The sequence below is a fragment of the Leptolyngbya sp. NK1-12 genome (assembly GCF_032598965.1).
In the GTDB taxonomy this organism is placed as follows: Bacteria; Cyanobacteriota; Cyanobacteriia; order Elainellales; family Elainellaceae; genus Elainella.
Genome location: NZ_CP053586.1, coordinates 2393942 through 2413484, shown reverse-complemented (window position 1 = coordinate 2413484; position 19543 = coordinate 2393942). Strand labels below are relative to the sequence as shown.

Genomic DNA, 19543 nt, shown 5'->3' with positions numbered 1-19543 from the left:
CTCAAAAGCACAGCTAGAATTATCGCTTATTTCTCCCCTCTGTCACTGGAAATATCACTGAGAATTCTGCTGCCATTTCTGCCACTGTTGGCGCAATCGCTGCACTTGGCCGGTTGGATCACAGGCAATCAGTTCCCAAGCGCGTTTGATCGCCCTTTTTTCAGCATGGGTCAACTTCCAGGAAAGCGGTGGATTATAGCGTCCATCTCGATTGAAGAAGTAAGGTCGCTGCATGGGTGGGGCAAATTCTTTTTCGATCCGCTGCATCTCTTCAAATGACGGAAACGAAATGGGAAAATGCTGGATTTCCACACCATGTTTACTCCAACGCTGACCCAGCAGTTCGATTTCGGTCTCGTTACGGGCAGTTTGAGTCGAATCCCGGACGCGGAACAGAGCCAACAGGGGTCCCAACAGTGCCATTGCCCAACCACCACGACTCACATCTCCTGCTTTAGTAGCCGCCGTTGGCAGCGACTGGGGAAAGGCATTGATTTGCAGCAGCACAATCCGCTTGATATCGGGTATCTGGTTCGCCGACAGCAGACTATTCAGCCACTCCACCACGGTAAACACGCCAGAATTATCGAAATAGCCGCCATCCGCTAAGTGATAGTCCTTGCCCTTGAGGTCGAGGTTATTGCGGCAAATCGGCGAAATGTAGGGAAACGTAGCCGACAGCCGCGCTGCCGTTACCACACTGATGTCGTAGTCGCCGTAGAGTGTGTTGAAATCACTGAATTTGTGAGCAGCCATGTCTGACATGGGCAACTGCTTGCTGAGAGATCCCACAAATGTGAGTGGCGAAATCAAAAACCGGCGTCCATCTTCAACTAAAGTGGCATTGAAGACCGGAATCGGAATCTCGCCTGCCAGCACCTGGGTACGCCAAGACGCTAAAGAAGCTGTGGGATGGTACAGTTCGCCGCGCCAGTCGGTCTCTACGGCAGTGCCTCGGTCGCAGAGTTTTGGGATTAGGAATGGCAAGCCCACTAGTCGCCACAAATCTGGATAGGCCAAGCCCCAACCCACTGCATCCAAACTATCGCTCGTGGCGCTCTCAAAAATCGACGCGAGATCTCTGGAATCGGGCGCGTGGTGGTTTAGATTAAACCGATCGAGAAAGTACATCGTGCCCACCGAGCCGCCCGACGCCGAGCTAATCAGCCCAATTGCCTGAGTAAACGAGTCACCCAGCAAGGTTTGCAACCCGGTCAATACCTGCACTGTCCAGCCCGCAGCCTGAATCCCACCTCCGCTAGCGCAGACCAAAACCAGCGTTTTTTCACCCGACTGATGCGCCAATCGCCGATCCAGCACCGTTGCGAAGTCTGACAGCACCTCAGCAGATTGTGACTGCGGCAGCGGTTTTAGCTTAAAGAAATGATCGACACGGAACAAACCGTAGCTGACGGCAGAAGCAACCAAAAACAGCACAATTGGCAGCAGACGATAGAAATCGAAAAAGAAAGTCATGCCGCCGAACAGCAGAGTAACCCCAGAGAGCAACACCATCACATAGAGGAGAGCCGGAGCTTCTGAACGATGCGCCTTGGGTTTGGGCTGAAACCGCCAAGCGATGAAGCCGTAAATCGCAAAGCCGATTAACCAAAAGGCTAGAGCCGTCAGATGGCCAGCTGCCAGTTTGCCGGTTTGGGGATCGATGTAGCCCTGGGTTTCTTGTTTGGTGACTAGGGTAATGAATTTCACCAAAAATTGATTCAACGGCACACTGTTATTTAACCAATAGCGCATCTGGCTGATGCCAAACAACAGTCCCAGACTGATCGCCACACCCATTGCCACACCCATCATTCGAGATTGCCGCTTCGGTTTCTCATGCTCGATCGAGGCATCAGCAGAAATATCCATTCGCTCTTTAGAGAGCACAATCGCTGTTATACACACCGGCAAACTGAGTAGAATTGCCAAAGCATACTGCCAAAATTCTGGTATCGTTATCCAGCTAGGCACCTCAAAACGGGCAGGCGCATTCCGCAGGATGATATTCGCCACCATCATCACTGACGTTCCTGCCATTACCGCACTGATGATCACAAACGCCATCTGCCAGGGTCCGCGCAGCACAAACAGATTGCGCAGCATCGCCCGCAGCCAGGTTAGGGCCAGCACTGGCAAACCCATCAGCAGTATCCCCATCAGCAGTGGCACTCTCAGATAAAACACATAGGGCCACACGGCGTCGGGTGTGTTGAGCCAAAGCAGGAGCGCCACCAACAAAGCTCCTAACCAAATTGCTAGTTTCATGGCAGTACGGCTGATACCGGGCAAAGCGTCAGTTCTTTCTTAAACGAAATTCACTGAGAATAGGGACAACGCTAAGAAAACTTAAAGATGAAACCCACAGTAATTACCGTGGGCATTGTTTGTATACCATACGCTTCATCAAACACATACGGACCACTTAACTCTGGTTCCTTATGCAAGTCAGCAAACGATGGACGATGATCGCCTGTTCATCCGTGAGCCTAATCATAGGCGACCTCGCTTTTCGGCTTTAGACAGGATCACGAGCGCTTTATCGATATCTTGAGTTTTGATGCCGCGCAGGGCGATGAGGATGGCTTTCAAAAGCGCTACCTCATCATTGGATAGGGTAATCATCAGCATAACTTTGAATAGCATGTTTGTTTTACCGTCATATGTCGTATTGACGGTAGTAGAGTCTACTATACGGCATAATGACTAGGTTCTGTCTACTCCTTTTTTGATGGCCCCTACAGCAAAAGATAAGCAGGAGGTAAGAGCGATAGTAGATAAAGAAGTCTATCGACTCTTAAAAGCGCTTGCAGGGGTAAAGCAAAGCAGCCTTAACAAGGTACTCAATGAAGCAATTGATCAATACCTGGAATCGGAAAGCACAAGAGAACTGATAGAGCGCTATAACCTGGAGGACTAAACCTTCTCAGCCCCCTAAATCCCCCACCTGTGGGGGACTTTGAGAAGTTAGCTTTTCTATCTCGTTGACTATTGTTTGCAGAACACCGCTTAAATCTGACAGCACTTCTTGATTCCGAAAGCGGATAACTCGATAGCCCAGATGATGCAGTTGCTCAGTTCGGGAAGCATCATACTCGATCTGCTGATCGTGGATTGCACCATCTAACTCAATGATAAGTCGGTACTGAGGGCAATAGAAATCAACAATAAAAGACGCCACAGGATGCTGACAGCGAAACTTCCAACCTCTGAGTTGTCGCCGCCGCAGCGCTTCCCAAAGTATCTTTTCAGCCGGAGTAAGATTGAGTCGAAGCTGTCGAGCCGCAGCAATGAGATTGGGAGTTGTGCCCCGAATGCGCTGAGAAGCCATAGAGCCAATAGGCGGTAATTTTCTACAAGTTTGCCCCTCTCCCCCCATTCGCTATCTCTGCTCAAAGTCCCCCAGAATGGGGGATTTAGGGGGCGTAAAAGCCTTAAACATCACCGGAAATTTGGAATTTCATCAACTTTCCGAGTAGAACAGAGTTAGTATTTCTAGAAATCTACCGATGGGACCTTTAGCAACTTTGGCAGCAGGCACAATCGCAAAGCTGGCGTTTGACGAATTTGTGAAAGCAGGGGCAGGTGAAGCGGCAAAACGCTCCGTGGGTGGGGCAATTGAGCTAGTGAAAAATCTGCGGGGCAAAATTAGGGCGAAGTTTCAGGGTGATGCCAAAGCCGAGAAAGCAATTCAAGCTATTGAAGCAGACGGTTCACAGCCTGCCCTTGCAGAACTAGAAACCTATCTAAAGGATGCAATGGACGAGGACAAAACCTTCGCCACTGAAATCCGCCAGATGGCGCAGCAGATTATCAACATCCAGAATCAAGCTATTCATGGTAGTCGAATTTACAATAACTACGGACGCGACCAGATCAATATTGAGAAGATTGAAGGTGATCCTAGGATTGGTGGTTCGTAAGCATGACGCGACAGTATAACAATCGAGGACGTGATCAAATAAATGTTGAAAATTTTTACTTAAATATCACAACTCGATTCAATGAACTTCCTTCAATAGAGTCTCAAGACATACCTCCAGCTAGAAAGGTGATTAATTACATTGGAGCATTACTTTTTCTAGTAGCTGCCCTATGCTGGTGGTTTTTGCTCAATCTTTTCTCAAAATGTGCATTCCCATTTAAGCGAATTTTTGCTCTAATCCTACAGCCATCCTAGATAGGAGATGAACAGTAGCCGTACATAAACGCCTTGGCGAAAGCAAAGGTTTGACAATGCGTGACCAATTGAAACAGAAACTTGACCGACCCAAATCTTCTACACATTCGTGCATACTTGCGAATAAACTGCTTCGCTTGTAACCAAACATCCTCAACTGGATTCTGCTCAGGTGCATTAGGGGCTAAGCGAATACAGGTAATCTTCCACGCCTCAGTCGGTAAGCCTCCATTGGTCTGCTCCAGAAATTCCTGCACCACCTTTGAGCGGTGGTAGCTCACCCCATCCCAGACAATCACCAGGCGCGTGTTCTCAACATACAAAGACTGGAGATACTGTAGGAAGGCAACCGTATTCTCTTCGTTGCCTGCGCTGTACTCTTTGACAACAAACTGCTTGGTGAGATAATCCAATGCCCCATAGTAGGTCTGTCGTTGCTTGGTAGACTTGACTTCCACATCCACCCGTTGCTTGCGGCGGCTCCACCCATAGCCACTGATATCGCCCCACAACAGGTGGCATTCGTCGAGAAATAAAACTCTTAATTGTCCATCGGCGATCTCAGATTGATGCGTTGCCAGTAGCGCTTCAAGTTCTCTTTTTTTTCCTGAACCAGAGTTTCATCCTTGTCAGGGTGAACCGGTTGTGCCTTCTTCCAACTGAAGCCAGCGTCTCTGAGCAGGGCATAGTAGCTCTGGAGTGATTGGTAGACCACCCCATACTCATCCTCAATGTGGTCAATTACCTCCTGGAGTGTCCAAGCATCCTGCCCGTCGAGCCACCGAAACAACGCTTGCTTCTGCTCACAATCGAGATAGCCTTGGGTGCCCCAATAGTTGGAGCGCAGTCCCTCCACACCTGAGCATTCGTAGCGTTGATGGCTAGCTGTGATGAAGCCAACCGACACTTGCAGAATGTCACGGATCTCCCGATAGCTGTGACCGCCTTGACTCATCTGCACAGCGAGTGCACGCTTGAGTTCCAACGGAGGTGGGTTACTTTGAATGAACTGTTCGAGCGTTTCCATCGGCTGAGGGGGTAAAGTTTGGGGCACGTCCTCAGCCTACCATTTGTTCACATCCTATTTAGGATGCCTATAGCTTCGATTGCTCTTATGCCAAGTCCATCTGGAGGAAATAAAAACCTTTTAGAAAGACTTTGGCATGAGATTGAGCAGCAGGTTAAAGAGAAGCTCAATTTAACCAAACAAGATCTAGAGATAAACAGTATTAGCTATCAGGAGTATAGCCGCTTAAATAAGCAAGCGTTAGAGGTTAGCTTACTGAGAAAACTTATAGAAATTCTGACTAGCGGGGCTGAAAATAAGAGTCAGGATATTGACAAAGTTCTCGAAATATTACAACAGCAAGAAGATCAACTTTCTCTTAATCTAAGGCAAGTAAGAAAAAGAATTGACCCTGATTTAGGTAAAGTACAAGATCTCTTAAAAATAATTGAGAAATCTCCTGTGGAATTAGATTATGAAAGGATTAATGCGGTATTGAATTCTTTAGTTGGCAAATTCACTTTGGCTTCTAAACCTTCACAGGAACAAGCTGAGGATTTGCTTGAAGAATTAAGGCAGATTATAGTTGACAACCCACACAATATAAATACATCTAGAATTGGCACCTTAATCAATGTGCTTCAGCTACTGAAGTGGATTGCTGCCACAGAATATAGTAAACCATTTGAATACGAGTTCAAGACAGAATTTGATTCAGCCAGAAAACATAAAGCAATAGAGCTTCTTGTAGAGCAGTCACTAAAGCTTCTTAAAGCAATTATTAAAAATTCTGATGACGCTTTGAACTCCATTAGACTAGGCATTGAAAAGCAGTGGATAGCCGAAGTTTTATTGTACGGTTTCAATTCAAAGGATTTAGCAGTAGTTGAATTAGCTTTAGAAATTGACTGGAATAAGTTCAACAAATGGCGTAATCATTCTGTTTCTGATGGAATGGTGAAAGTTAGATGGGGTAATCAGCCGATTGAGATAAGTAAGATAACAAGCCGTTTCAATAATGTTTTGGAGAGTAATGACCTTTCTGCTGGCTGGAGGGTGGCTTATCGCTCTGATATTGATGAGGAAGAAGCTAACGAAATTAATCAAATTCTTGGATTTAGAAATTCACCTGTCAATTGGGAGCAGCAAGGTTTAGAAGCTCAGGAAGAAACCATGAGAGTTCAAGATTTGTCTGAACTTGACATAAGCTTAAATTTCAAACCCAGAAAACGCAAACGGTATTCCTAAATTTAGACATATTGATCGCATTTTGCCAATTCAACGAGTTGGCGGACGCTATCGGTTCATTCACAAGTTGTTGCAGGATCACTTTGCTGCGATGCCGCTGGATGGAGGTTGGTAGAATGGAGTGAGATCAATTGCTCAAGGCACTAGCAACATGACACCTGTAGAATTTCAAGCCAAAGTGGAGAATGGCGCGATCATCGTTCCTGAAGAATATCGCCAGCAGTTAGCCAACGGGGAAACTGTGAAAGTCATTGTTTTGAAACAGCATACTGAGATCAACATAGACCAGTTTCTTCAGGAGCTTGATCATCTCGAACCCGATCCAGAGCAACCCACACTACAGGAAATCAGCGAAGTTGTAAAAGAAGTGCGGCAAGAACTTTGGACTCAGCAATAAGGCTAGTTCTAGATGTCAACGTCTGGATTTCAGCCTTACTCTGGGGTGGCGTTCCGGCTCAATTGCCAAAGCTTGCTCGTAATCGGTAAATTACCATCTTTATTTCCGAAGACATTCTGCTCGAACTGGCAACTACTCTTGAACGGGCAAAATTTCAACAGCGGCTTCAAACTCGCAGTTATACAGTCTCAGATTTAATTGCAATTGCAGAAGAACTATCTCAATCCTGCTCAACAGCTACAGTCAACGTTCCACAATTGCGTGATCCAAAAGATATCAAAATCATTGCTACGGCTGTCGCTGCTAATGCCGAGGTGATTGTCACAGGCGACTTAGATTTGTTGGTATTAGAGCGGTTTAGCGAAATCGCCATTGTGTCTCCTCAGCAGTTCCTCAGTATTTCTGAATCTTGGAGGCCAGACCGATGACCGTAACCGATGAGAAATCTTTGACCAGCCTTAAACGCCATCTAGCAGACTATCACTCCTATCTCGCTAAGGCTTTAGCTGCGGTCAAAATCCTCGAAACTGCCGATGCCCAATCTGAAGCCTTCTCTGACGCGCTTGCTGAACTGCATGTCTGTGCAACAATTTTAGAACCCTACTCAGAAGGTATGGTAGAGGCAATCAATCAATATACCGAAGGTCTACCTGAAGACTAGCAGTACGCTAGGCCCACCTTGCGGCGGCATCGATGGATTGAAGAACAATGGATTGAAGAACAATTGTGTAAGATTAAGAATATCTAGGCTTTCTGTTGCTCATGCAAAATATCTCTTCATTTCAGCAAGTCCTTGAAATCGTTGAAGCCTTACCGTTGGAGGAGCAGGCAGTTTTGGTCAACATTATTCAGCAGCGGCTCAGGCAACAGCGACGAGAAGCTTTGCTAGAGCGAGTTGCAGAGTCTGAACAAGCATACAGTGCAGATCAGGTTCACCGTGGCTCAGTTGTGGATCTGATGCGAGAATTGGATGACTGATGCAGCTTGTTTGGAGTTCAAGCTTTAGCCGAGAGCTAAAACGGTTGGTTCGTCGTAATCCTCAACTGCGACAACCGATTGAGCAAACTTTAGAGCAATTATCGACCGATCCATTTCACCCCAGTTTGCAAACCCATAAGCTGAAAGGAGATCTAGCTGAAAAGTGGGCTTGCTCAATCGACTACAGCAATCGTATTGTTTTTAGGTTTGTAGAGAATTCAGATTCTGGCGAAGAAGAAATATTGCTACTTGCTCTTGGATCGCATGATGAAGTTTACTGAGGTTTAACGCTATCACCTCACACCTGCTGGATAACGCAGCACCTCCAGTCTATCGCCCCTAGCCAAAACTCAGGCCGCCTATCAATTTTCTTCTATTCAGACTATTTGTTAAGAACGCTTGACAGAGTAGGCAAACAGCCCCATTTACCTGTTTTGTAGCGCTTTTCGTTGCAATCTATTAAGGACTGTATCAATTTGGTTAGATTCGCCCTAATGGATCGAAAAGGGCTGCGATCTCCGTGATACGATGCCCTTCGTAGCCTTAGGAGATCAGGAGAGAACCTTTGACACTGCGGGTTGCTGTTGTTGGATCCGGTCCGGCAGGTTCATCTGCTGCCGAGACATTAGCCAAAGCTGGAATTGAAACTTACTTATTTGAAAGAAAGTTAGACAACGCCAAGCCTTGTGGTGGAGCAATTCCTCTCTGCATGGTTGGCGAGTTTGATATCCCGCCCGAAATCATTGACCGTCGCGTGCGGAAAATGAAGATGATTTCACCCTCTAACATTGAGGTGAACATTGGGCAAACCCTGAAGGAAGACGAATATATCGGCATGTGTCGCCGGGAAGTGCTAGACGGCTTCTTGCGTGACCGGGCTGCCAAGTTGGGAGCCAAATTGATCAATGGCACCGTTCACGCCCTCGATCTACCGAGCAACAATACGGGCGCGTACACCATTCACTATGCCGATCACTCTGATGGCAGCGTGGAAGGGGTCGCCAGAACACTCCAAGTAGATTTGGTGATCGGAGCCGATGGCGCCAACTCTCGCGTTGCCAAAGCAATTGACGCCGGAGATTACAATTACGCCATTGCCTTCCAAGAGCGGATTCGCCTTCCCGACGACAAAATGGCCTACTACGAAGAGCTAGCCGAGATGTATGTGGGTGATGATGTCTCCACCGACTTCTACGCCTGGGTCTTCCCCAAATACGACCATGTCGCCGTTGGTACCGGCACGATGAAGGTGAACAAAGCCGACATCAAAAAGCTGCAAGCTGGCATCCGGGCACGGGCGGCCCATCGCTTAGAAGGTGGCAAAATCATCAAAGTCGAAGCCCATCCGATTCCCGAACACCCCAGACCGCGTCGGGTGGTTGGTCGCGTGGCGCTGGTGGGCGATGCGGCGGGCTATGTCACCAAGTCCTCCGGCGAAGGCATTTATTTTGCTGCTAAGTCGGGCCGCATGTGCGCTGAAACGATTGTGGAACTGTCGCAAAACGGTCAGCGCATTCCCAGCGAAGATGACCTGAAGGTCTACCTGAAGCGTTGGGACAAGAAGTACGGCATGACTTACAAAGTGCTGGACTTGCTGCAAACTGTGTTCTACCGCTCGGATGCCACCCGCGAAGCCTTCGTGGAAATGTGCGCCGATATTGACGTGCAGCGGCTGACATTTGACAGCTACCTGTACAAAACGGTAGTGCCCGCCAATCCATTGGTGCAGCTCAAAATTACCGCCAAGACGATCGGGAGTTTGCTCCGAGGGAACGCGCTTGCTCCCTAACCTTCCCTAATTTCCCGGTTTAATGGTCTCAATTCATCATCCTCAGGGGCGCAGTTCGCGCCCTTTTTGCGTATCTCAGTTTGTCTTCACGAGGAATTATCAACTAATCTCAACTCTGCCCCCGTACCTTGCCTCAAAATAATTATTGCTACCCACTTTAGCGGGCTGATTTTCAGTCACAATCGCTAGCATTCTTTGAACTCCCGTAAAGTAGAAGTTCACGGCAATGGTGCTAGCCGTAGCTGCCGGAATGCCAAAAATCAGCACAGTCGGGCTGAAATTAGGACCAGGATCGGCAAAAGCAATGTTACAGAGTTCCGGGTTACTCGTGAACTCAATCTTGCTAATGCGTTGCGTATTAGTCATATATGTAAAAGCCATACCGATCTCCTGTTTAGTGATACAGAGTTCAGCAAGCTAAAGTGTCATCCAAGGCTAACGATGACACTCTTGTCTTGTTTATCTGGCTATTATCGGAAATTCAATCGGCTCGGCGGTGCCAATTTGGCAGATTAGAATTTTTAACATCAGCCGCCAAACTCGCAATCTGTCACAGCCAAGACAGCGTTCTACAATCAGAGTTCCTAGTGGAGGAAGGAATTCTACTCCTAACGTTCTGCTGAGTGATGCTGATGCCAGTGGCGAGCAATATCAACCCGCCGACATAACCAAACCCGGTCATGCTGTTGCACATAGTCGAGAAAGCGAGCCAGAGCAGCCGCGCGTCCCGGACGGCCCACCAAGCGACAGTGCAAACCGACGCTCATCATTTTGGGCGCAGTTTCGCCTTCGGCATACAGCACATCAAAAGCATCGCGCAAATAGGCAAAGAACTGATCGCCAGAGTTGAAGCCCTGAGCCGTGGCAAAGCGCATATCGTTGTTGTCGAGGGTGTAGGGAATCACCAGATGGGGTTTGCCGTAGTCATAGGTCCAATAGGGCAGATCATCAGCATAGCTATCGGCATCATAGAGAAATCCGCCTTCTTCCACCACCAGTTTGCGCGTGTTGATACTGTTGCGGCCAGTGTACCAACCCAAAGGCCGACTGCCAGTAACGCGCGTGTGAATATCGATCGCCTTGCGCAAATGCTCTCGTTCGGTTTGTTCTGAGAAATACTTGTAATCAATCCAGCGATAGCCGTGGCTAGCAATCTCCCAGTTGGCCTCTAGCATCGCCGCCACCGCCTCTGGATTCCGCTCTAGCGCCATTGCCACCCCGTAGATGGTGACTGGAATCTGCCGCTCGGTAAATAAACGATACAGCCGCCAAAACCCAGCCCGACTGCCATATTCATACATCGACTCAATGTTCATATGGCGTACACCCTGAAGCGGTACCGCCCCAATCACCTCAGAGAGAAACGCCTCTGCCGCCTCATCGCCATGCAAAATGCAGTTTTCGCCGCCTTCTTCGTAGTTGATCACAAACTGCACCGCCACCCGCGCCTGATGCGGCCATTTGGGATCGGGCGTATTGCGGCCATAGCCAATCAAATCTCTGGGATATTGCTGGGACATAACAGAATCGGACATAACAGGAATTGGTTTGCTGGTCAAAGAAATCATCGCAAGTTTACTGCATCATGGTAAACTCTCCGGCAGATCTCGGTGATATCGAGGAGTGATTTAAGATGCATTTTATTGATGGCAAACCACTAAAACGACTAGGTCTCGCATTATCTCTAGTCGCTGCTACAGGCCCGTTGGGCAGTATGGCCGCCGCCCAAAGCATTCCCTTAGCCGATCAGCCGCAGGGAACGATGGATCTAGTGGCGCAAACCCCTACTCCGACTCCAGCAACTCCAGCTCCCAGTCCAGCCCCGGCTCCGGCAACCCCAGCCCCGACTCCGGCACCCACTCCGGCACCCACTCCGGCACCCACTCCGGCTCCGGCAACTCGTGAAGCACCCTTTAGGCCATCTGCCGCACCCCAAGCAAATCAGGCCGAACCGCAGCTCTACGAACGAGCCAGCTTTATTGGTACCTGTCGGTCTAGCGGTGCTCAGCCGCTGAATGTTTCAGCCGATGTGACCCGTAATCGCTACACGACGACCATTCAGCCCTATACGCGCATTACCTTGACTGGCGTGATTGCCTACAACAACAGTGGCCAGGTGCAGTATGTGCAGATCAGCCAACCCGTCGTCGGCTATGTACCCACGGCCACGCTGCTGACCAACTGCAACGCCCAGCCCACTCCCACCCCAACGCCCACGCCGCCCACTAAAGGAGCCTGCTATGTGATTCGACGAGCGGTAGCCCCCAACGGACTAGCTGCCTACGAAAGCCCTGGTGGAGCACCCCAGCGCTTCCCGAATACGCCCAACGGCAACCAAGATGGTCCAGGTGCTGGCTCCCAGGTCTTCTTTACCAATCCAGCTACGCCCAGCCAAAACTTCAACAACCGCACCTTTGTCCGCGTCTTCTACACCAGCTTAGGTGGCGGCGACCGTTTGGGTTGGGTATCTCAAGGTCCGGTTGGCAGCAGTCCCGGCGCACCCACGAGTAACTTCGAGCCGTGCCGCTAACGCGCTTTTGAGTACAGCCAAAATCTAAGCAAATTCGATAGGCTAGCATTAGCAGTTTGCTGTGAGTGCTAGCCATGTCTGTTTCTGTAGAGAAGTCTGTAGAGAAGTCCGTAGAGAAGAAAAGTTGGACGGATGAGGAATTCATGGCGTTACCAGAAGGAGGGCGTTACGAACTGGTTGACGGCGAGGTGGTTGATATGGACAACTCTGGGATGGAGCATGGCTACATAGCCAGTATTCTCAATATTTTGGTCGGCGGCTATGTTTTATCTCAAAAACTAGGCGTTGTCTGTGACTCTAGCACTGCCTTTGGCATGAAAACCGGCAATAAGCGCTCTCCAGATTTTTCATTTGTGTCCAAAGATCGACTTCAAGGTGTTCGCCGATTACCTAAAGGCTTTTTCCAAGGCGCGCCCGATCTCGCCGTAGAAGTGATTTCCCCCAGCAATACATTTGAAGAAATTCACAACAAGCTAGTGGAATATTTTGAGAATGGCTGTCGCTTGGCGTGGGTGATCAACCCAGATGAACAGTCGGTTTTAGTCTATCGTCAACCCCAACCGGAGCAGTTATTGAAAATCACCGATACGCTGTCTGGTGAAGAAGTGATTCCTGGCTTGGAAATACCTGCAGCTGAACTGTTTGCCGAACTCGATTTTTGAAGCGCTACAAGCCAATCGCGTTCACTAATTCTCAAATCCTGTTTTCAATTCGATTGCTGGTTCCGAAGTGCTGATCAATGACGTTTTAGGATTGGAATAAAGCTCGACTGCCTGACTCGCTCACCCGCAGATCAATCGCGGGCTAACAGATAAAGTACGCTAAAGCGCACTGAACCCCTGCCTGAGTCTGCCACCCTGGGGGAAGACTGCGCGTAGAGCAGACTTGCTCCATTAGCCCACACTCCAGTTGCAGGTGGGACAGAACGAAGCTAGAAGCTGAATTGACACAAAACTTCTGACAGACTCTCGCTTGTCTCAATCCTCTTCTTTTCCATCTAGCTTGTGATATTCAATCTCTTCCCTAATATCTTCTGATTCCAGATATCGGTCAATCGCCTCAGATACTACCTGGCTTAATGTTACTCCCCTGACTCCTGCAAGCCGTTTCAAGACGTTATAAACGTCCTTATTGACAGTTGACCTCAATTGCTGTTGATCGTCCCTCTTAGGCATTCACTTTGCTTAAACAAACATCATTAAAAACTTGAGTAATTTTCCCATAGGCTATAAACTACAGAAGTCAAGTGACTACAGAAGCCAAATGCCTTCTAGTGCGAATTTACTAAACGTAGGAGTTCATGCTTATGATTACTTTGTCGGATAATGAGGTGGCGATCCCGAAAGCGATCCTCACGGCCTTGCGTAGTATCAAAATTCGGGATATCGATAAAGCGATGGTGATTTTGTCCAAAGCTAAGCGGAGAGATCGCGGATGATTGTGCTCACCGATGAACAGGCGATTGTCGTCAATCGTTTATTGACCTGCATTCTCCTGAATGAAACCTACCGCATATCTGATATAGAGGATGCTTTGATGTGGCTCTCTCCTGAAAACCGCCAAATCCTCTGTCCTTTTGACAGTCTGTGGAGCAAGAATCTTGCCCAAGAAATTATTAGACTCATGAGCCAACAAAGCTGATGTTTCTGTCTTGATGCGCTTAAGCAAACGTTCAAACAAAATATTTCCTAATCGATCGGTTCAAAATAGTTTTATACTCACTGCTCATTTCTGTGAATGCTACTATTTCTGGATCGATCGGTTTTTTGCTCGCTTGAATACCCTTTCAATCGTTACGCTTTTGAAAACCCGCTTTCCTAATCCAATCACTGGCTTTAGAATGCGGGCAGTTGGTGTTTTGAGGCTGGAGTAATGGGCAATCGCAGGCTGAGTCAGCGGCACAAGTGGCTGAAGCAAATTCTGGCGTTCCTGTTGGGGGTGATTCTGTTTTCTGAAGCGGGAACCGTGCTAGCGCAGGGCGATCGATCTGCGGGAAATGATGGAGCAATCGTAGCTCAGAGTGATACTGAGGTTGAAGCCGATCGATTATATCGAGAAGGAGAAAGGCTATATCAACAAGGAAATATTGAGTCGTTGCAACACGCAATTCCATTGCTTAAGCAAGCTCTAACGCATTTTCAACTTTTGGAAAACTTTGAGCGGCAAGTGTCTATAAATACACTCATCGGTCAAATCTATTTCTCAAGTCTTACATTGTCTCTGAATAATCCAGAGCAGTCATTTACATATTTTCATAAAGCGCTTGTTTTATCGGAGTCTCTCTCATCAGGCTTGAGGGAACATAAAAAGCAGGAGTTGTTTTTGGAGATCGGTCGTGCATCCGAAGCTCTAGGTAGATTCCAAGATGCACTTGATTTCTACGATCAGGCAGTAGCGCAAATTGAGAGCATTGAGGAAATCATTTTTTCAAATTTATCAACTCGGTTGCAGTCAATAACTGACTGGCAAACTGTGCTGTTGAAGGGGGTGTGTCAAAAAGTAGATTTAGGATGGGATGAGGCTATAGACAGTGTTTGTATCGTATTGTCGTCTTTTAGAGCAAATGGAGCAATTGCCCTTGTTAGTAAGTCCTCAGTTTACGCGGGACTTCTAGGTGATTTGGATCAAGCTATTGCTGCTTTGACACTAGCTCAAGAAATGGCAAGTTCTCGTCCTAGTGCTGGACCAGGATCGAATGATGAGATAGCGAATTTTTTAGAGGGGGTTATTAGCCACACGTTCGGACAAATTTATGTTCGACTAGGAGATTTTCAAGAGTCTCTTAAACATCATAAACAAGCCTTAAGCTGTTTCTTGAAATTAGAGAATAAAGAAGATGCGGCTGGGGTAGTTGCAATACAAATTGCTCATAATTATATTGCGCTGAATGACGAGCAGCAAGCATCGCAATTTCTAGAGGAGGGTATCAGGTTAGCAAGGCAGTCAAGATCTCGCTCGAATTTAGCACAGACGCTTTCATTTGTTGGTGAACTGCAAAATAGACAGGGAAATTATGAGAGTGCTTTGAAAACTTATGAAGAAGCACTAGACATTGCCAGAAGCTTAGGAAATTTAAACTCTCAAATGTCTATTTTAGAGAATATGACAAGAATCTACTTGTCCAGAAAAGATTGGAATACAAGTGCTTCTCAAAAGAATCTTACCTATGCTGAAGAGTTTTTAACATTAGCACAGTTAAGTCGAGATCCAACAGCAGAGGCATCAGCACAATATACCTTGGCTCGAATCCATTACCTAGTTTTGAACAATTCCTTAAAAGCTCTAGAGTATATTAATGAATCTACTAGAATTATTGAATCTTTGAGAAGCTCTGCAAACTTACATAATCCAGATCTTCGCACTAGTTTCTTCTCCAACAGGCAAAGCTCTTATCATCTTCACATCGACATATTGACACATTTAAGTAAACAGAATCCTTCTTATAGCTATGAAGCTTTCAATGTTAGTGAGCGTGCCCGCGCTCGCACTCTAATCGAACTTCTTGCAGAATCTAACGTTGAGCCAAGCCAAGCAACTAATGATTCTGAACTAAAAGCATTATACGAACGCAAACGAGAACTAGAGGCACAACTTTCTGCACGTGAGAACTTAATTCAAACTGCTCAAATTGATGAAATTCGAGAACAACATCAGCAGGAATATATCCAACTAGAGGCAGAACTCAAGGACAACGTTGAACCACAAATCAAGCAGAAAGATCCGGCTTACGCAGCGATTCGTTATCCTGAACCTTTGACGCTCGATCAGATCCAGCGAGACGTTCTCGATGATGAGACTGTACTACTGCAGTACGCGATTGGTGAACAGCAGAGTTACCTTTGGGTCGTGCCTCACGAAGGAGAAATAACGACCTACACGCTTCCCGGACGTAAGGTGATCGAACAGGCTGCTAAGCAATTTCTGAGTGAGGTTGAACGATCTGGAATCCGGCCCGGTAGTGAACCTGAAGAGGTTAAATTCACAGGTGATCAGCTCTATTCGCTGATTTTTCAGGACGCCAAGACTCAGCAGTCGATTATGACCCAACTTCAGGGCAAAAAGCGACTTTTGATTGCTGCCGATGGCATTCTCCATACGATTCCCTTCGCAGCTCTACCTCTGCCCAACACCGAACGCTACACACCGTTGATCACCCAATACGAAATCGTCAACACCCCTTCTGCCAGCACCATTGCTATACTGCGACAACAGTTTAAGAACCGTCAGCCTGCACCCAAAACCATTGCCCTGCTTGCCGATCCGGTTTTTCGGGCCGATGAAACTCGCGTTACTCAACAGCCTGCCACCGCTGAAGACATCTGTGAGCTTACCATCAACTCTGCTTCTCCCTCGGACTCAGCACATGGTCAAGCTAATCCCAATCTACCGATTGAACTTGCTAGCACCTTGCGGTCTTTTAATTTGGCAAATATCGACCGCCTACCCTGTACTCAGCTAGAAGCGGAAAGTATTCTCTCGCTCGTGCCTGATGCAGACCAGAAATCAGCCGTGTTTGGCTTTGACGCTAACTACGATTGGATGACTCAGGCTAGCTCCCAACTCGATCAGTATCGCATCGTTCACCTTGCCACGCATGGCTTTGCCGATGAGAAAAACCCTGAACTATCGATGCTGGTTCTGTCATTGGTTGATCCCCAGGGCAATACTCAAAACGGCATGCTGCGTCTACGCGATATTTTCAACCTGAAGCTGAATGCCGACATGGTGGTGCTGAGTGCTTGCCAAACCGGACAAGGCGAAAATGTGCGCGGCGAAGGGCTAATCGGCATAACACGAGGCTTCATGTATGCAGGAGCAAAACGGGTTGTCAATTCACTGTGGTATGTCAACGATGCCAAAACCGCTGAGCTGATGGTGCGCTTCTATAAGGGCATTTTGCAAGAGAACCTATCACCTACCGCTGCTCTGCAAAAAGCTCAGATTCAGATGTGGGAGACCTACAAGAAACCGGAGCTTTGGGCTGCTTTTACAATTCAGGGTGAATGGCGTATCCAAAATTGATACTCAGCAAATCTTTGGCTGGTTTAGCTTCACGATGGATTTAGCATATCTTTGGCAATCATCCACCCCATATATTTGAAGTTTGAACGTCTACCTGTGAGGAGAGTCAATGAAGAAGCGATTCCCAACCCTTTTACTGTCTAGCTTCCTGCTTGTGCTTATTGTTGGACATTGGTCAGCCATGCAGGCACAATCTGCCAGTCCAACCACAGCGCATTTCGCACCCATTCCAATCGCCATCGCCTTCAACCCGGCTACCGATGCCGCCACCTATCGTCCGCCCGATCGAGAGCAGTCCGACTTGCCCTTTAGTGACGATACTCGCGCCATTATTGGCAGAGATCAGCGTGTACCCGTACTCAACCGCAGCTTTCCCTGGTCAGCGATTGGCCGCATTGATTGGGCCGTAGATGGAGAAGAGATCGGACAATGTACAGGAACGTTAATAGGTCCAGATCTAGTTCTGACCAATTCCCATTGCCTTGCACCGGAAGAAGCCAATTATCAGCCGATTATTCCCCGTGGGACTGAACAAAATGGTCGAATTCAAATCCGCTTCAAACCCAGCCTGATCGAAGGTGTATCGACCCGGACGGCAACGGTAATTGACTACGACTATGGCTGGAAATCTGCCAGTCCATCCAATTCTCCCAATATGGCAGATGACTGGGCCTTGCTCAAACTCGATCAGCGCCTCGGAGATATCTATGGCTATCTGGGTTGGCGTATTCTCGACTTTACTCAGCCCAACGTGATGAGCCAGCTCGATAATCAACTCCGCCTTGCTGGATATTCCGGAGAATTTCCCACAGAGCAATACCGCCAATTTGGAGCAGAAAATGAAACCGCAGGTGTGCATGTGGGATGCAGCATTCAGGAGGTTGGTCAGGGCATCCAGCTCCACAACTGCGATTCAATGGGCGGCGCATCTGGCAGTGCCCTAATTGCCCTATTCGATGATGGTAACTATTACATTGTGGGTTTGCATCGCGGTTCAGTTAGCTCTGATGAACCCAATCATTTTCCGCCTGCCTATCGAGAAGTGTGTCAGGTCAGACGTGATGAAAATCGGCAGTATGTTGCTGCTCCTGCCTGTCGTAACGTCAGCGTTGAGGTGTCCCAATGGGCGACCCAAGCCGCAGCCATGCGCGATAGCCAATAGGAAATTTGGGTTGGGTATCGCAAGGGTCAGTTGGCAGCACGCCCGGAGCACAACCAAAATCTAAGCAAATTCGATAGGCTAGCATTAGCAGTTTGCTGTGAGTGCTAGCCATGTCTATTTTTTCTAACTCCTATCAAGGTTACAGCCGACGAAAACTTTTACAGCTTGCGGGATTGGCACTAGGCAGCACTGCGGTTTCTACAGCCTGCAATGCCGCAACTACCTCACCTGAACAGGCTTCCATTGCTCCAGCGAATCCAGTCAGTCCTGAACCATCTGCCGCCATCGCCGCTAATCGCTCAGAAGTCAGTCGCGTGGTTCTGGTTCGTAGCGAAGACCGGGTTACGGGGACTCGCAGAGCGATCGACCTGCTGCAACCCGAAGGCATTAGCGGCCAAACCGTATTTCTCAAACCCAACTACAACACCGCCGACCCCGCCCCTGCCGCCACCGATACCGCTCTTCTAGAAGCCTTGGTGCAGGAACTGCAAAATGCCGGAGCTGGATCGATTACGATTGGCGATCGCTCTGGGATGGCAAACACCCGCGAGGCTATGCAGACCAAAGGCGTGTTCCAGCTAGCCGATCGCTATGGACTCAAGGCAATTGTATTGGACGAGTTAGAGCGCGAAGACTGGCAATATTTTCCAGCCGAAGGCACCCACTGGTCTAAAGGATTTGCCTTTGCTCGGCCTGCTCTCCAAGCTGGAGCAGTCGTCAACACCTGCTGTCTAAAAACCCATCGCTTTGGTGGCCACTTCACCCTCTCGCTCAAGAATGTGGTTGGACTAGTTGCCAAATATGTTCCTGGTGATTCTTACAACTACATGGGTGAGTTACATTCCTCACCGCATCAACGCCTGATGATTGCCGAAGCCAACAAGGTTTATAATCCGGTCCTGGTGCTGCTAGACGGTGTGGAAGCCTTCACCGACGGTGGACCAGAATCCGGCAGCATTGCTAAACCGGGCGTGATTTTGGCGGGTACTGATCGGGTGGCGGTTGACGTAGTCGCGCTGGGCATTCTTCGCTCTTTGGGAACCACCTCAGATGTTGCTCAAGGCTCCGTGTGGCAACTGGAGCAGATTCAACGGGCCGTAGAGTTGAGTCTAGGGGCAGGAAGTCACGAGCAAATTGAGATTGTCACAGCCGACTCTGCCAGCCAAACCATGGCCGACCAAATTCGTCGAATTATTGCAGCCTAATGATCTTCTGGCGTTCTTCTGTTATC

General features: G+C 48.2%; 23 protein-coding genes. 16 read left to right on the top strand and 7 right to left on the bottom strand.

The genetic code is table 11. The features are described from left to right. Positions 1 to 54 precede the first annotated feature (54 nt). Positions 55 to 2268, bottom strand: coding sequence for a hypothetical protein (locus tag HJG54_RS10035; RefSeq protein WP_316434758.1), 2214 nt, complete (start codon positions 2266 to 2268; stop codon positions 55 to 57). 225 nt (positions 2269 to 2493) lie between these two features. Continuing rightward, complete coding sequence (locus HJG54_RS10030) at positions 2494 to 2646, bottom strand: hypothetical protein (RefSeq protein WP_316434757.1); 153 nt, start codon at positions 2644 to 2646, stop codon at positions 2494 to 2496. 85 nt (positions 2647 to 2731) lie between these two features. Here HJG54_RS10030 and HJG54_RS10025 point away from each other — a divergent pair, with 85 nt between their 5' ends. Then, positions 2732 to 2920, top strand: coding sequence for a hypothetical protein (locus tag HJG54_RS10025; protein ID WP_316434756.1), 189 nt, complete (start codon positions 2732 to 2734; stop codon positions 2918 to 2920). Between the two features lie 6 nt (positions 2921 to 2926). Here the strand turns inward: HJG54_RS10025 and HJG54_RS10020 are convergent, their stop codons facing one another. Further along, the gene (locus tag HJG54_RS10020) at positions 2927 to 3331 is read right to left on the bottom strand and encodes an endonuclease domain-containing protein (RefSeq protein WP_316434755.1); all 405 of its coding nucleotides are present in this window, start codon (positions 3329 to 3331) and stop codon (positions 2927 to 2929) included. Between the two features lie 178 nt (positions 3332 to 3509). On the opposite strand from HJG54_RS10020, the gene HJG54_RS10015 reads away from it, so the two are divergent. After that, positions 3510 to 3923 carry a hypothetical protein gene (locus tag HJG54_RS10015; RefSeq protein ID WP_316434753.1) on the top strand — a complete coding sequence of 138 codons (414 nt, stop codon included), beginning with the start codon at positions 3510 to 3512 and terminating at the stop codon, positions 3921 to 3923. 253 nt (positions 3924 to 4176) lie between these two features. On the opposite strand, the gene HJG54_RS10010 is transcribed toward HJG54_RS10015, so the two are convergent. Further along, positions 4177 to 4740, bottom strand: a complete 564-nt coding sequence (locus HJG54_RS10010) for an IS630 family transposase (RefSeq protein WP_316435628.1) — start codon at positions 4738 to 4740, stop codon at positions 4177 to 4179. Next, positions 4722 to 5207: a helix-turn-helix domain-containing protein gene (locus HJG54_RS10005; protein WP_316430114.1), complete on the bottom strand. Its 486-nt coding sequence runs from the start codon at positions 5205 to 5207 to the stop codon at positions 4722 to 4724. Before HJG54_RS10005 ends, HJG54_RS10010 begins: the two co-directional genes overlap by 19 nt. A 63-nt stretch (positions 5208 to 5270) precedes the next feature. Here HJG54_RS10005 and HJG54_RS10000 point away from each other — a divergent pair, with 63 nt between their 5' ends. From HJG54_RS10000 to chlP, 7 genes are all read left to right on the top strand, one after another. After that, positions 5271 to 6434, top strand: a complete 1164-nt coding sequence (locus HJG54_RS10000) for a hypothetical protein (RefSeq protein WP_316434752.1) — start codon at positions 5271 to 5273, stop codon at positions 6432 to 6434. A 151-nt stretch (positions 6435 to 6585) separates the two neighbouring features. Next, the gene (locus HJG54_RS09995) at positions 6586 to 6831 is read left to right on the top strand and encodes a hypothetical protein (RefSeq protein WP_316434751.1); all 246 of its coding nucleotides are present in this window, start codon (positions 6586 to 6588) and stop codon (positions 6829 to 6831) included. A gap of 89 nt (positions 6832 to 6920) precedes the next feature. Further along, entirely contained in the window at positions 6921 to 7259 is a 339-nt protein-coding gene (locus HJG54_RS09990) for a putative toxin-antitoxin system toxin component, PIN family (protein ID WP_316435627.1), read from the top strand. After that, positions 7256 to 7492: a hypothetical protein gene (locus tag HJG54_RS09985; protein ID WP_316434750.1), complete on the top strand. Its 237-nt coding sequence runs from the start codon at positions 7256 to 7258 to the stop codon at positions 7490 to 7492. The genes HJG54_RS09990 and HJG54_RS09985 overlap by 4 nt, the downstream gene beginning before the upstream one ends. 101 nt (positions 7493 to 7593) lie before the next feature. Next, on the top strand, positions 7594 to 7809 hold the full coding sequence (locus HJG54_RS09980) for a hypothetical protein (RefSeq protein WP_316434748.1): 216 nt from the start codon (positions 7594 to 7596) through the stop codon (positions 7807 to 7809). Next, entirely contained in the window at positions 7809 to 8090 is a 282-nt protein-coding gene (locus HJG54_RS09975) for a type II toxin-antitoxin system YafQ family toxin (RefSeq protein WP_316434747.1), read from the top strand. The genes HJG54_RS09980 and HJG54_RS09975 overlap by 1 nt, the downstream gene beginning before the upstream one ends. 284 nt (positions 8091 to 8374) lie before the next feature. After that, complete coding sequence (chlP, locus tag HJG54_RS09970) at positions 8375 to 9598, top strand: geranylgeranyl reductase (RefSeq protein ID WP_036004272.1); 1224 nt, start codon at positions 8375 to 8377, stop codon at positions 9596 to 9598. 99 nt (positions 9599 to 9697) lie between these two features. Here chlP and HJG54_RS09965 read toward each other — a convergent pair whose 3' ends face one another. Together HJG54_RS09965 and puuE are read right to left on the bottom strand one after the other, a co-directional pair. Next, positions 9698 to 9979 carry a hypothetical protein gene (locus tag HJG54_RS09965; RefSeq protein WP_158673054.1) on the bottom strand — a complete coding sequence of 94 codons (282 nt, stop codon included), beginning with the start codon at positions 9977 to 9979 and terminating at the stop codon, positions 9698 to 9700. A gap of 227 nt (positions 9980 to 10206) precedes the next feature. Next, entirely contained in the window at positions 10207 to 11133 is a 927-nt protein-coding gene (puuE, locus tag HJG54_RS09960) for an allantoinase PuuE (protein WP_316434743.1), read from the bottom strand. Between the two features lie 98 nt (positions 11134 to 11231). On the opposite strand from puuE, the gene HJG54_RS09955 reads away from it, so the two are divergent. From HJG54_RS09955 to HJG54_RS09925, 7 genes are all read left to right on the top strand, one after another. Next, a complete protein-coding gene (locus tag HJG54_RS09955; protein ID WP_316434742.1) occupies positions 11232 to 12128 on the top strand; it encodes a hypothetical protein in 897 nt (298 codons plus the stop codon). 74 nt (positions 12129 to 12202) lie between these two features. Continuing rightward, entirely contained in the window at positions 12203 to 12790 is a 588-nt protein-coding gene (locus tag HJG54_RS09950; RefSeq protein WP_316434740.1) for a Uma2 family endonuclease, read from the top strand. A 644-nt stretch (positions 12791 to 13434) separates the two neighbouring features. Then, positions 13435 to 13566: a hypothetical protein gene (locus tag HJG54_RS09945; RefSeq protein WP_316434739.1), complete on the top strand. Its 132-nt coding sequence runs from the start codon at positions 13435 to 13437 to the stop codon at positions 13564 to 13566. Then, entirely contained in the window at positions 13563 to 13769 is a 207-nt protein-coding gene (locus HJG54_RS09940; protein ID WP_316434738.1) for a hypothetical protein, read from the top strand. The genes HJG54_RS09945 and HJG54_RS09940 overlap by 4 nt, the downstream gene beginning before the upstream one ends. Before the next feature lie 231 nt (positions 13770 to 14000). After that, the gene (locus tag HJG54_RS09935) at positions 14001 to 17150 is read left to right on the top strand and encodes a CHAT domain-containing protein (RefSeq protein ID WP_316434737.1); all 3150 of its coding nucleotides are present in this window, start codon (positions 14001 to 14003) and stop codon (positions 17148 to 17150) included. A 181-nt stretch (positions 17151 to 17331) separates the two neighbouring features. Beyond that, positions 17332 to 18312, top strand: a complete 981-nt coding sequence (locus HJG54_RS09930) for a trypsin-like serine peptidase (RefSeq protein ID WP_316434736.1) — start codon at positions 17332 to 17334, stop codon at positions 18310 to 18312. 110 nt (positions 18313 to 18422) lie between these two features. Next, entirely contained in the window at positions 18423 to 19517 is a 1095-nt protein-coding gene (locus tag HJG54_RS09925) for a DUF362 domain-containing protein (RefSeq protein WP_316434735.1), read from the top strand. Positions 19518 to 19543 lie beyond the last annotated feature (26 nt).